Source organism: Pseudomonas sp. Y5-11 (assembly GCF_022368695.1).
Classification (GTDB): domain Bacteria; phylum Pseudomonadota; class Gammaproteobacteria; order Pseudomonadales; family Pseudomonadaceae; genus Aquipseudomonas; species Aquipseudomonas parakoreensis.
This window is the reverse complement of the sequence record NZ_CP058974.1, coordinates 3031995-3044228: the sequence shown is the minus strand read 5'-3', so window position 1 is coordinate 3044228 and position 12234 is coordinate 3031995. Positions and strand designations below refer to the sequence as shown.

The following is a 12234-nucleotide window of genomic DNA, read 5'->3' as shown; positions in this document are numbered from 1 at the left end:
TCAATCTTCCTTGTCTTTAACTAATTCGCCAGTATCGGCCTTCAGGTGCAGCTCGCGCGCCACGCCCTCGACGGTCAGCAGCTCGACTTCATACACGTAGACGTCGTGCTTTTCCTCCAGCTCGACTTCCAGCAGTTTCGCGCCGGGGTAGCGATCCAGCGCCTGTTGCAGCACCTGCTCCAGCGGCAGGATCACCCCCTGCTGCCGCAGCCGCAGCGCCTCGTCCTGATCGAGATCGCGGGCCATCGCCGCCGAGCAAACAATCACAAGCGCCAACGCCGTGCGGCTGGTGGCGCGAACATTAACCTTCATTACGTATCCTGATGATCCTTGAGAACCTGCCCAGTCACCGCGTCTAATTCCAGATCCCACTCAAGCCCTTGTGGATCACGCATTTCGACCTGGTAGACATACTTGCCGTACTGCTCTTCCAGCTCGGTATCGGTGATGGTCGACCCCGGATGTCTGGTCAGCGCCGTGGCGTTGAGCTTCTCGAAGGAGACGATAGTACCAGCGTCGCGCAGGCGCAGGGCTTCGTCGGGGCCAAGATCGCGGGCATGGGCGAGGCTGGCGGTCAGACCGATGATCGCGGCAATGGACAGGGCAGTCAGGGTTTTCATGGATGTCTCCGTATTTTTATGTGCAGCTACGGTGGGCACCTTAGCGGGATCAACTTAACTGAAACTGAATTGCCATCATTGCCCCTGTAGGGGCTGCCGCAGGCTGCGATCTTTTGATCTTGCCTTTAAAAATCAAAAGATCGCAGCCTGCGGCAGCTCCTACAGAGTTCGGTAACATGTGCTTATAATTGTTCGCTTGCTAACGATCGAGACCGGTATGACTGCCATTCACATCAAGTTCCCCGCCCTCACCCTCAAGGCCGGCCCTCGGGCCATGGCGCGCATTCGTGCCGAAGGCCTGAACGCCGCCGACGTCGGCACCCTGCCCGGTGCGGCCGGAGGGCCGAAGGCGCTGGGGATTCAGGGGCTGGACCTGGCGTTGTTCGGCGAATGGCTGCCGAGCGCGCCGCGTGAGCGCTCGCTGATCGGTGCCTCGGTCGGTTCCTGGCGCTTCGCCAGCGCCTGCCTGCCGGACGCCGCTGAAGGCATCCGCCGGCTCGGTCAGTTGTACGCCGAGCAGAATTTCAACAAAGGCGTGACCATGGCCGAGATCAGCGCGAGCTCGCAGCGCATGCTCAATGACCTGCTCGACGGCCGCGACGCCAGCATCCTCAACAACGCCGACTACCGCCTGAACATCATGGTCGTGAAAAGCCACGGACGCCTGGCCGACGATCATCGCGGTCGCCTCGGCCTGGCGCTGGGCTCGGTGATCGCCGATAACCTGCGCGGTCGCGCACGGCTGTCGCGGCACTTCGAACGCCTGATCGTTCACGATCCGCGCCTCGCCCCACCGGTGAATGCGTTGAATGACTTTCCGTCACGCTTTGTCGCCCTCAATGCGGGCAACCTGCGCCAGGCGCTGCTGGCGTCCGGTTCGATCCCGATGGTCATGGAAGGCGTGCGCGACCTGCCGGGTGCCGGTGCCGGCACCTTCCGCGATGGCGGTCTGCTCGATTATCACCTCGACCTGCCCTACAGTGGCGATGGCATCGTGCTCTATCCGCACTTCACCGACCGGGTGATCCCGGGTTGGTTTGACAAGACCCTGCCTTGGCGCCGCGCCTCGGTCGAGCGCTTGCAGGACGTGCTGTTACTGGCGCCTTCGAAGGACTATCTGGCGCGCCTGCCCTACGGCAAACTGCCGGATCGTAACGACTTCAAGCGCTTCATGGGCGATGCGCCGAGCCGGCAGAAATACTGGCACGCGGCGATGGACGAAAGCCGCCGCCTGGGCGACGAGTTTCTCGAATTGACCGCCAGCGGTCGCCTCGCCGAGCGCTTGCTGACCCTTTAGTCAGTGTTTTCCCGCATCGCCAAACACAAGCTGGTAAACTCGCCGCCTGCCCGAATCGCTGCGGCGAACGCCACCTGAACAGAGCCGAAAATACTGTGGAAATCTTCAAGGAATTTACTTTCGAATCCGCCCACCGCCTGCCGCACGTCCCGGACGGCCACAAGTGCGGACGCCTGCACGGCCACTCGTTCAAGGTGGCGATTCACCTGAGCGGCGACCTCGATCCGCACACGGGCTGGATCCGCGATTTCTCCGAGATCAAGGCGATCTTCAAGCCGCTGTACGAGCGTCTGGATCACAACTACCTGAACGACATTCCTGGCCTGGAGAACCCGACCAGCGAAGTGCTGGCCAAATTCATCTGGAATGAAATGAAGCCACTGCTGCCGGAACTCAGCGCGATCCGCATTCACGAGACCTGCACCAGCGGTTGCATCTATCGCGGTGAATGATTGAACACAAATCCCCTTGTAGGAGCTGCCGCAGGCTGCGATCTTTTGATCTTGTTTTTTAAATTCAAAATCAAAAGATCGCAGCCTGCGGCAGCTCCTACACAGGGAATGGTGTTTTGTCAGGGAAATAGAAAACAGCCTTCGCGGCTGTTTTTTTATGCCTATGCTTTTTGGCTCAAACCCGCCAAGAGGACACCTTGTCCAGGAAAACGCCCCGGAAGCGGTCATCGCCGCCCTGCTCAGATTCCTCTGACCCAACACCCAGCCCTTGTGGGAGCGAGCCTGCTCGCGAAAACGGAATATCAGCCATTGCAGATGTCGCCTGACGCGCCGCCTTCGCGAGCAGGCTCGCTCCCACATTGGGCCCGGGTACATTCGGTTGCACCGCTTTCGCGCCAATCCACGTGTCTCGTCTCTACATAACCCGCGCCAACCGGATTTGGCACGACCACTGCAACGTGCTTCGCGTCCCCCCCTCTTCAGCAAGGAACGCCCCATGACGCAGAACGATCCCGGCAACGACTACCCCCTCAGCGAAGTCCCGATGCATGCGCGAAAAGGCCTGGCCTCGACCGCCATGGTGTTACTGGGATTCACATTTTTCACCGCAACCATGTTTGCCGGCGGCAAGCTCGGCGTGGCCTTCAATTTTGGCGAGATGATGGCGGTGATCATCGTCGGTAACCTGCTGCTCGGGCTGTACGCGGCAGGTCTGGGTTACATCGCCTTCAGAAGCGGCCTTAATTCGGTGCTGATGGGGCGTTTCTGTTTTGGTGAGGTCGGCAGCAAACTCAGTGACCTGATCCTGGGATTTACCCAGATCGGCTGGTACGCCTGGGGCACTGCAACCGCCGCGGTGGTGATTGGCAAATACTTCGCGCTGGAGCAAGGCACGGTGCTGGGCCTGATGGTGCTGTTCGGCCTGGTGTTCTGCGCCACGGCGTATGTTGGTTATCGCGGCCTGGAGATCCTGTCGTACATCGCGGTGCCGGCAATGATGTTGCTGCTGATGCTGTCGATGTGGGTGGCGACCGTGAAAGTCGGTGGCCTCGATGGTTTGCTGGCGGTGGTGCCGAGCGGTTCACTGGACTGGTCGACCGCGATCACGCTGGTGTTCGGCACCTTCGTCAGCGGCGCGACGCAGGCCACCAACTGGACACGTTTCTCGCGCTCGGCACGGGTTGCCGTGCTGGCGAGCCTGATCGGATTTTTCATCGGCAATGGCCTGATGGTGCTGATCGGTGCCTACGGCGCAATCGTCTATCAGCAGCCCGACGTGGTTGAAGTGTTGCTGCTGCAAGGCTTCGCCATGGCCGCAATGGCCATGCTGTTGCTGAATATCTGGAGCACCCAGGACAACACCATCTATAACTTCGCCGTCGCCGGTTGCAACCTGCTGCGCACCGGGCGGCGCAAGACCGTGACCCTGGCCGGCGCGGTGATCGGCACCCTGCTCGCGCTGCTGGGCATGTACGACATGCTGGTGCCGTACCTGATCCTGCTGGGCACGGTGATTCCACCGATTGGCGGGGTGATCATGGCCGACTTTTTCTTCCGCTGGCGCGGGCGCTATCCGCGTCTGGCCGACACACGGCTGCCGGCGTTCAACTGGCCGGGGCTGGGGGCTTACGCGGTCGGTACGCTCGCCGCGTTCCACTCGCCGTGGGTCGCACCGCTGGTAGGGATTGCCGCCGCCGCGCTAACGTATGTCATCGTTACCGGCCTGCTCGGCGCCCGTCGCGCCAGTGCGCCACTACCAGACCTATAAGAAGGATTCGCCTGATGCATATCATCAACGCCCGGCTGCGCAACCAGGAAGGTTTGCACGAATTGCACCTGGAAGACGGCCTGATCCGCAGCATCGGCCGCCAGACCGAAGCCCCGAGCCTCAACCCCGGCGACCTCGACGCCGGCGGCAATCTGGTGGTGCCGCCCTTTGTCGAGCCACACATCCACCTCGACGCCACGCTGACGGCCGGTGAGCCGCGCTGGAACATGAGTGGCACACTGTTTGAAGGCATCGAGTGCTGGGGCGAACGCAAGGTCACCATCACCGAAGAAGACACCAAAACCCGCGCCAGGAAGACCATTCAAGCCTTGGCCGCTCACGGCATTCAGCACGTGCGCACCCACGTCGACGTCACCGACCCGCAGCTCACCGCGCTCAAGGCGATGCTCGAAGTGCGCGAAGAAACCCGGCATCTGATCGACCTGCAAATCGTCGCGTTCCCACAGGAAGGCATCGAGTCGTACCGCAACGGTCGCGAGCTGATGGAAGAAGCGATTCGCATGGGCGCCGATGTGGTTGGCGGCATTCCGCATTTCGAGTACACCCGCGATCAGGGCGTCAGTTCGGTGAAGTTTCTGATGGACCTGGCCGAACGCACCGGTTGCCTGGTCGATGTGCATTGCGACGAAACCGATGACCCCCATTCGCGCTTTCTTGAGGTACTCGCCGAAGAGGCCCGCAGCCGCGACATGGGGGCGCGGGTCACGGCCAGCCACACCACGGCGATGGGCTCTTACGACAACGCTTACTGCGCGAAATTGTTCCGTTTGCTCGGTCATTCCGGGATCAGTTTCGTCTCGTGCCCGACCGAAAGCATTCACTTGCAGGGGCGTTTCGACAACTTCCCGAAACGCCGGGGCGTGACCCGGGTCAACGAGCTGCTGGAGGCCGGGATGAACGTGTGTTTTGGCCAGGATTCAATCGTTGATCCGTGGTACCCGCTGGGCAACGGCAACATCCTGCGCGTGCTTGAGGCCGGGTTGCACATTTGCCATATGCTCGGCTATCGCAACCTGCAGAACGCGCTGGATCTGGTCACCGACAACAGCGCCAAGGCCATGCACCTGGGCGAGCGTTACGGCCTGGAACAGGGGCGTCCGGCCAACCTGTTGATTCTGTCGGCGGACAGCGATTACGAAGTGATCCGCAGCCAGGGTCTGCCGCTGTATTCGATTCGCGGCGGCAAGGTGCTGATGAAGCGGCAGATGCCGGTGGTGGAGTTCAACAACCCTCTTAACTGACCGCCATTTCCTGTAGGAGCTGCCGCAGGCTGCGATCTTTGTTTTTGATTCTAAAAACAAGATCAAAAGATCGCAGCCTGCGGCAGTTCCTACAGAATGCTCACGAGCCTGCATGGCTATGCATTGCCCTGTGGGAGCTGGCTTGCCAACGAAGGCAATCACCGCTTCAACCGATCAAGCGAGCCGTGCCAAACAACCTGACCCGCATCAATTCGCCCCGCTCTTCTTCAAGCAACACCGGCGCCGTCCCGCCCGGCATGACGACGTGCACCTCCCCACTCGCCACCCAACCCACTGCCCATGCGGCACAGGCCACTGCACTGGCGCTGGTACCGGAAGACGCCGTCGGTCCTTCACCACGCTCGAACACTCGGGCGACGATGCGCTGCGCTGACTCAAGCGCGGCCCATTGCAGATTGACGCCCGCCGGGCATGGCTGGCCGGCGCCCGTCGGCATCGCGTAGGCGATTCGGGTCAGGCCTTCGGCCCATGGCGATTGGCGCATTTGTGAGTTGCTCGGCAATTCGGCGATGTCGGTCAACAACGTTACGCAATGCGGATTGCCGATGCGCACGAACTGACTGCGCTGCCACGCGGAATCGAGTTGTGCCAATGGTGCTACGTGGCTCACCTCATGACCATTGAACACGCACTTTTCAACCTGCTGCGCACCCACCGCTGAAGGCCCGAAGCCCGGTTGACCAAGGTCCAGCCAGAAACCGTTCACGCCTTCGACTACGGCCGGTTTCACCGAGGTTTCCACGGCAACACCCTTATCGTGATGCACTCGCAGCGACGACCCTTCCGGCGGCATCAGCCCTTGCTCCAGCAACGACTGGGAAAAAATTGTCAGGCCATTGCCACTGCGCTCGGCCAAGGTGCCGTCAGTGTTGACGATCAGCACGTCGAACGGCGGCGCTGACTGGAACGGGCCAATCAACAGACCGTCGCTGCGGTGCGACTTGCTCCCCACCCGACGCTGGCCCTCGGGCCAGTCGCAACACAGGGCAATGGCCGCCTGACTCCAGGACGGTCTCGACACCGCACATTGCGCGGCTCCCATCGGCAAATCGATCCCCGACTCACGAAGTGCCTGCGGCGAAATCACCCCGTATATATTGCCCCGCGCATCGTAGAACTGCGTCATCACCGCCCCTGTTCGTCTTGTGGAAGCACTCACTTTAAACCGCGATCCCCTGTCGGCGTGAGCCTGCTCGCGATAACGGGCTGTCAGGCGCCCTGTTCATTGCCTGATCCACCGCTATCGCGAACAGTCTCATGCCTACAGGTTAGGATGTCGGCTGCCCCGCCCCGAGACCTGCGATCGAACCTCGCCGCGCGATGACTGTCATTCGGGGGACGCGACGTTTTTTGCCAAGGATCGATATGACCAGCCTCAACCCCCAAGACACTTTCGTCCCCGGACGCCTGCAGCAGATGTCGACGCGCATCGCTTTCTTCATCGCCGGCGTGGGCATTGCCGCGTGGGCGCCATTGGTGCCGTACGCCAAGGCCCGCGCCGGGCTCGACGAAGGTACGTTGGGCCTGCTGCTGTTGTGCCTCGGCGTCGGCTCGATTCTCGCAATGCCACTGGCGGGGATTCTCGCCACGCGCTTCGGCTGCCGCAAAGTCGCCACCGGCGGCACTCTGCTGATCTGCGCGGCGCTGCCGTTGCTGGCAACGGTATCGTCGGTTCCGGCGCTGATCGCCACGCTGTTCATGTTCGGTGCCGGTCTGGGCACGGTGGATTCGACCGTCAACCTGCAAGCGGTGATCGTCGAAAGGGCCAGCGGCAAGCACATGATGTCGGGCTTTCATGGCCTGTTCAGCCTTGGCGGGATTGTCGGCGCAGCGGGGGTCAGTGCCCTGCTCGGCCTCGGTCTGACGCCGCTGGCAGCGATGCTGGTAGTGGTAGCGGTGTTGGCCGGCGCGCTGTTCAAGTGTGTACCGCACATGTTGCCGTACGGCAGTGAAAGCTCGGGACCCGCCTTCGCCATTCCCCACGGCATTGTGCTGTTCATCGGCGGCATGTGCTTCATCGTGTTCCTCACCGAAGGCGCGGCGCTGGACTGGAGTGCGGTGTTTCTTGCGCAGGAGCGCGGGATCGACACGGCGTACGCGGGATTGGGTTATGCGGCGTTTGCATTGACCATGACGGCCGGACGTTTGATGGGTGACCGGATCGTGCGGACTGTCGGTGCAACGCGGATCATTCTGTTTGGTGGTCTGTTGGCAGCTGCAGGTCTGTTTCTCGCGACATTCGCGCCGAGCTGGGAAGCGGCATTGGTCGGTTACGCACTGGTGGGTGCGGGTTGTTCGAACATCGTGCCCGTGCTGTACACGGCGGTGGGCAAGCAGACGGTGATGCCGGAGAGCATCGCGGTGCCAGCCATTACCACCCTGGGCTACGCAGGGATTCTGGCGGGACCGGCGGTGATCGGCTTTGTCGCGCATGCCAGCAGTCTGAGTTTTGCCTTCGGGTTGATGGCGCTGCTGTTGGTGGCCGTCGCCATCGGCGGCAAGGTTCTCAAGGTCTGAACCCCATCATTGTGGCGAGGGAGCTTGCTCCCGCCGGGTTGCGGAGCGCCCCCAAAAAATCGGGCCTGCTGCGCAGTCCAGCGGCAGCAAGCTCCCTCGCCACAGGGTCAGGCGTTATCAGAAACCGACGCTGGCCTGTACAAAGAATGTCCGTGGCGCACCGACATACATCCCCGAGTTGTTGTCGCTGGAGCGGGTGAAATACTGCTTGTCGAAGACGTTTTTCACCCCGGCGCCGAGCTTCAGGTTCGACACCTGCGGCCCGAAGTCATACCCGCCGCGCACGTTCCACGTCATGTAGCCGGGAATATCGCCGTACTGCCCGTCTGCCGAGCCTTCGGTGATGTAATTGCCGTTGAAGCTGCCGTCGGCGTTCATGCCGGTGCCAGGGGCGCGCTGTTTGGACTGGGCGAAACCGTCGATGTTGTAGGTCCAGCGGTTGATGTCGTAACGCAGCCCCACGGTCGCCACCTGCCGCGAATAGAACGGCAGATCACGGCCCTTGAAGCCCGGAATCTCACCCTCGTAGGTCGCGCGGGTGTAAGTGAAACCGGCGTTGGCGGTCAGCCCGTCAAGGCGTGGATCGAGCGCGGCCATGTCGTAATGCACCGACGCTTCGATGCCCTGATGCTTGGTCGCGCCGAGGTTGGTCCAGCCGACATCGTTGCTGATGTATTGCAGTTCGTCATCGAAGTCGATGTAGAACAGCGTCACTTCCCCGCCCCACACATCATCGTTGTAGCGTGTGCCGATCTCGTAGGTCTTGGCCTTTTCCGGCTCCAGGCCGTTGGCGGTCTGGTCACCCGAGCCGCCCTGGCCGAGCTGGAAATACTGCAGGCTGCCAAACGAGGTTTCGTAGTTGGCGAACAGTTTCCATGCATCCGACAGGTGATACATCACGCTCAGTGCCGGCAGCGGTTCGTTGCTTTCGATGCTGCGGTTTTTCTCCGGCACGCGCTTGCCTGCGGTGTCGAGCACGGCGCGGTCATGCCAGTCGGTGCTGATGTGTTCGAAGCGAATGCCCGGGGTGATGGTCCAGTTGCCAACGTCGATCTTGTTGTCGACGTACACCGAGTTGGCTTCGGTGCCACCGGTGCGGTCCTGGAACACATGGCCATCGGAGGTCGGGGTGACCACCGGCTGATTGTTGACCAGCGCCAGACGGCTCGACTGCTCGTGCATCGCCTCTTTCAGGTAGCGATAACCGACGCTGACTTCCTGAGTGGTCGGGCCGACATCAAACACCCGCGACACACGCGGCTCGACACCGAGGGTGTAGTAGGAACGCGGGTACGAGCTGAGGGTTCTCTGGTCGCGGGCGGCGATGGTGCTGCCGCGAAAACTGTCGGTGTAATAGGTCAGGATTTCTGCCTGGGTACGCTCGTCGATCTGGCGAATCCACTTGAACGATACGTCCTTGCGCCGACCGCTGAAGTTGTCGTAATCGCGCACCGAGTCGTACGGCTTGTCGTCGTACTGTTTCTGCGTCAGACCGCCGGGCATGTCGGCGCTGGCGTCGTAGTAATGGAAGTTGAGGCTGAAATCGTCCTGATCGGTCGGCGCCCAGTGCGTCTTGAGCAGCACATCGTCGATGTCGTTACCGTTGTTGCGCTCGCGGTAACCGTTGCCGTTGACCCCGGAATACAACAACGCCACACCCATGCCATTGTCGGCGGTGCCGCCGAGGAACGCCGTGTCGATGTGTTTCCAGCCGCCGTAACGGGAGGTTTCCAGGGTGGTGCCGATTTCCCCGGTGGCTTTTTCCGGGATGGCGCGGGTGACGAAGTTGATCACGCCGCCGACGTTCTGCGGCCCATAACGCACGGAACCGGCGCCACGCACCACATCGATGCTGTCGAGATTGCCGGAAGAGATCGGTGCCATCGACAGTTGCGGCTGGCCATACGGTGCGAACGCGGCCGGCACGCCGTCGATCAACACCGTGGAGCGTGGCGACAGTCGTGAAGTCAGACCACGCACGCCAACGTTCAGCGCGATGTCGCTGCCGCCGGTGCCGTTGGAGTCCTGCACCTGCACGCCGGGCACGCGCTTGAGCACATCACTGACGTTCATCGCGCCCTGCTCGACCATGGCTTCGCGGCGGATCACCGTACGCGCACCCGGGTGGTTCTGCACCACTGCGGCATCAGCGTCACCGAGCCAGTCGCCGACCACTTTGATGTCGGTCACGCCCAGTTCCAGCGGGCCATTGCTGGCGGCAGTTGCGGCCGGAGCCAAAGTCACCGAGCCATCGTTGATCTGATAGTCCAGGCCGCTGCCCTGGAGCAATTGGCGCAGCGCTTGCTCGGGAGAAAGGTTGCCGTCGACCGCTGGTGCCTGTTTGCCAGCGACCAGCTCCGGGCTGAAGAAAACCTGCAGCGAAGTTTGCTGGCCGAGTTCGCTCAGGGCCTGGCCCAGCGGCTGGGCGCGGATGTGAATGGCTTCAGCGGCGAAGGCCAGCGGTACGGCGGCATTGACCGCCAGCGCGAGAGCCAGCGGCAGCCAAGGGGATTTTTTGTTGTGGGCTGAGGTGTTTTTCACGTCGAACGTAGTCCTGTGGATCGCAAGAGTGTGCGTCTGTTAATGCAAACCAGTTGCAGTTGAACAGGAAGACGATGAACTCGAAAAAAACCTGAATGTTATTTGGAAATTATTTCCTGACTGCCATCGGCCAAGGTGCGTACGGCCACCGGCAGGATGTTTGGCAAGGCCTTGAGCAAGGCGTCGGTATTGTCGGATTTGAACACGCTGGTCAGGCGCAGGTTGGCCACCGTCGTGTTGGCGACCTTCAGCGGTTTGTCGCGATAACGCGAAACCTCCGCCACCACTTCGCTGAGGCTGGCGTTGTTGAACACCAGTTTGCCGCTGCGCCAGGCCGTCAGTTCGACGGGGTTGACCGCATAGGCCGCAGCGACTTTGCCCTCGGCGTCGACATGGGTGCCGAAGCCTGCGGTCAGGTTGATGAAAGCATTGTCCGGTGCATTGCGCCCCTGCACCTTGACCGTGCCCTGCTCCACCGCAACCCGGGTTTGCGTGGCATCGCGGCGCACATCGAAACGGGTCCCGGTGACCGTGACCTTGCCACTACCGGTCTCGACCACGAACGGTCGCGCGGTGTCGTGCTGAACGCTGAACATCGCTTCACCTTCACTCAATTCGATGAGGCGCCGATCCTGCTCAAAACGCACCTGCAGACGGCTGCGGCTGTTCAGATCAATCACTGAACCGTCCGGCAACGCCACATGCTTGCGTTCGCCCAGCGCCGTGGCGAACTCGGCGTGATAGCCGCCCGGATGATTCAAACCACTGAACAGACCGAGCCCGAGCGCCACCACCAACACGCTGGCGGCCACGGCATAACGCCGTAAAGGACGTCGCTCGCGGCGGGTTGACGGTGTTTCAACAAGCGCCTTGAGGCGTGGCGCCGGTAACAGATCGGCTGCGGTCCACAGACCTTGCAGCAACTGGAATTCATCACGGTGCTGCGGATGCTGGTTCAGCCAGGCGTCGAAGCGCTGCTGCTCGTCGGCACTGATCAGCGGTTCCTGCAAACGCACAAACCAGCGTGCCGCCTCATCGCGCACCGTTGTTTGCCCGCACGCGCAATCACGGGTATCCATCATGGAATGTCCTGTCGGGCTGGGGATGAAAAGCGGCGGCCGCTCATGACTGCATGCCATCGAGACGGTCGCGCAGGTGCCGCAGGGTGCGAATCATATATTTTTCGACCATGTTCCTGGACAGTCCCAGGCGTTCGGCGATTTCGGCCTGAGTCAGCCCTTCGATCTTCTGCCAGACGAAAATCCTCCGGCAATTGAGCGGCAGTTCCTGCAGCGCCCGTTCGATGGAGTCGGCCAACTGGATCGCCTGCATGTAATGCTCCGGGTCGCCGGTTGACGACACACTGTGATCGATCGCCTGCGACTCCATGGCTTCCCGCCGATCCTCACGCCGATAACCGTCGACCGCGATATTGCGTGCGGTCTGGTGCAAATACGCCCGTGGCTGCTGCACCGCTGCCGAATCGGATTCGAGCACCCGCACAAAGGTGTCGTGCGCCAGATCCTCGGCCTGCGCGCGATTGCGCAGGCGCCGGGTCCAGGTGCCGATCAACTCTTCGTAATGCTCGAAAAAGCCGGGTCTGCGGGGCAGCATGGGGTTCATGACAGCGTGCTGGGGGAAAGAGGCGTGAATAGTAATGCTTCCTATTAAGCCCGGCAATTCATTCCTTGGAAACGCTCGATTCAAGGGTAATCGTCAGTAAAAACGCGCCTTCCCCCACCTATTGTGTAAAATG

General features: G+C 61.5%; 11 protein-coding genes. 5 read left to right on the top strand and 6 right to left on the bottom strand.

Annotated elements, in window-relative coordinates; translation table 11 throughout:
* Together HXW87_RS13560 and HXW87_RS13555 are read right to left on the bottom strand one after the other, a co-directional pair.
* Window positions 1–312 carry a PepSY domain-containing protein gene (locus HXW87_RS13560; protein ID WP_041070842.1) on the bottom strand — a complete coding sequence of 104 codons (312 nt, stop codon included), beginning with the start codon at window positions 310–312 and terminating at the stop codon, window positions 1–3.
* On the bottom strand, window positions 312–620 hold the full coding sequence (locus tag HXW87_RS13555; RefSeq protein ID WP_041070839.1) for a PepSY domain-containing protein: 309 nt from the start codon (window positions 618–620) through the stop codon (window positions 312–314). The genes HXW87_RS13560 and HXW87_RS13555 overlap by 1 nt, the downstream gene beginning before the upstream one ends.
* 217 nt (window positions 621–837) lie before the next feature.
* Between HXW87_RS13555 and HXW87_RS13550 the strand changes: the two genes are divergently transcribed.
* From HXW87_RS13550 to codA, 4 genes are all read left to right on the top strand, one after another.
* Window positions 838–1917: a patatin-like phospholipase family protein gene (locus HXW87_RS13550; protein ID WP_047295142.1), complete on the top strand. Its 1080-nt coding sequence runs from the start codon at window positions 838–840 to the stop codon at window positions 1915–1917.
* Between the two features lie 95 nt (window positions 1918–2012).
* Window positions 2013–2369, top strand: a complete 357-nt coding sequence (gene queD / locus HXW87_RS13545; protein ID WP_003223505.1) for a 6-carboxytetrahydropterin synthase QueD — start codon at window positions 2013–2015, stop codon at window positions 2367–2369.
* A gap of 496 nt (window positions 2370–2865) precedes the next feature.
* Entirely contained in the window at window positions 2866–4137 is a 1272-nt protein-coding gene (gene codB, locus HXW87_RS13540; RefSeq protein WP_182404215.1) for a cytosine permease, read from the top strand.
* A 14-nt stretch (window positions 4138–4151) separates the two neighbouring features.
* On the top strand, window positions 4152–5399 hold the full coding sequence (gene codA / locus HXW87_RS13535; protein WP_239779062.1) for a cytosine deaminase: 1248 nt from the start codon (window positions 4152–4154) through the stop codon (window positions 5397–5399).
* Window positions 5400–5565: 166 nt separating this feature from the next.
* Here codA and HXW87_RS13530 read toward each other — a convergent pair whose 3' ends face one another.
* The gene (locus HXW87_RS13530) at window positions 5566–6546 is read right to left on the bottom strand and encodes a diaminopimelate epimerase (protein WP_239779061.1); all 981 of its coding nucleotides are present in this window, start codon (window positions 6544–6546) and stop codon (window positions 5566–5568) included.
* A gap of 239 nt (window positions 6547–6785) precedes the next feature.
* On the opposite strand from HXW87_RS13530, the gene HXW87_RS13525 reads away from it, so the two are divergent.
* Window positions 6786–7937 (top strand): MFS transporter, encoded by a 1152-nt coding sequence (locus HXW87_RS13525; protein WP_239779060.1) that lies wholly within the window; start codon window positions 6786–6788, stop codon window positions 7935–7937.
* A gap of 117 nt (window positions 7938–8054) precedes the next feature.
* Here HXW87_RS13525 and HXW87_RS13520 read toward each other — a convergent pair whose 3' ends face one another.
* From HXW87_RS13520 to HXW87_RS13510, 3 genes are all read right to left on the bottom strand, one after another.
* Complete coding sequence (locus HXW87_RS13520; protein WP_239779059.1) at window positions 8055–10478, bottom strand: TonB-dependent receptor; 2424 nt, start codon at window positions 10476–10478, stop codon at window positions 8055–8057.
* A 98-nt stretch (window positions 10479–10576) separates the two neighbouring features.
* On the bottom strand, window positions 10577–11560 hold the full coding sequence (locus tag HXW87_RS13515) for a FecR family protein (protein WP_239779058.1): 984 nt from the start codon (window positions 11558–11560) through the stop codon (window positions 10577–10579).
* A 40-nt stretch (window positions 11561–11600) separates the two neighbouring features.
* Window positions 11601–12101 carry a sigma-70 family RNA polymerase sigma factor gene (locus HXW87_RS13510; protein WP_047295156.1) on the bottom strand — a complete coding sequence of 167 codons (501 nt, stop codon included), beginning with the start codon at window positions 12099–12101 and terminating at the stop codon, window positions 11601–11603.
* Window positions 12102–12234: the final 133 nt, after the last annotated feature.

What these genes read in the sequence shown, in the direction of transcription:
- HXW87_RS13560 (WP_041070842.1), bottom strand. Translation starts at nt 312, where the DNA reads ATGAAGGTTAATGTTCGCGCCACCAGCCGCACGGCGTTGGCGCTTGTG.
- HXW87_RS13555 (WP_041070839.1), bottom strand. Translation starts at nt 620, where the DNA reads ATGAAAACCCTGACTGCCCTGTCCATTGCCGCGATCATCGGTCTGACC.
- HXW87_RS13550 (WP_047295142.1), top strand. Translation starts at nt 838, where the DNA reads ATGACTGCCATTCACATCAAGTTCCCCGCCCTCACCCTCAAGGCCGGC.
- codB (WP_182404215.1), top strand. Translation starts at nt 2,866, where the DNA reads ATGACGCAGAACGATCCCGGCAACGACTACCCCCTCAGCGAAGTCCCG.
- codA (WP_239779062.1), top strand. Translation starts at nt 4,152, where the DNA reads ATGCATATCATCAACGCCCGGCTGCGCAACCAGGAAGGTTTGCACGAA.
- HXW87_RS13530 (WP_239779061.1), bottom strand. Translation starts at nt 6,546, where the DNA reads ATGACGCAGTTCTACGATGCGCGGGGCAATATATACGGGGTGATTTCG.
- HXW87_RS13525 (WP_239779060.1), top strand. Translation starts at nt 6,786, where the DNA reads ATGACCAGCCTCAACCCCCAAGACACTTTCGTCCCCGGACGCCTGCAG.
- HXW87_RS13515 (WP_239779058.1), bottom strand. Translation starts at nt 11,560, where the DNA reads ATGATGGATACCCGTGATTGCGCGTGCGGGCAAACAACGGTGCGCGAT.
- HXW87_RS13510 (WP_047295156.1), bottom strand. Translation starts at nt 12,101, where the DNA reads ATGAACCCCATGCTGCCCCGCAGACCCGGCTTTTTCGAGCATTACGAA.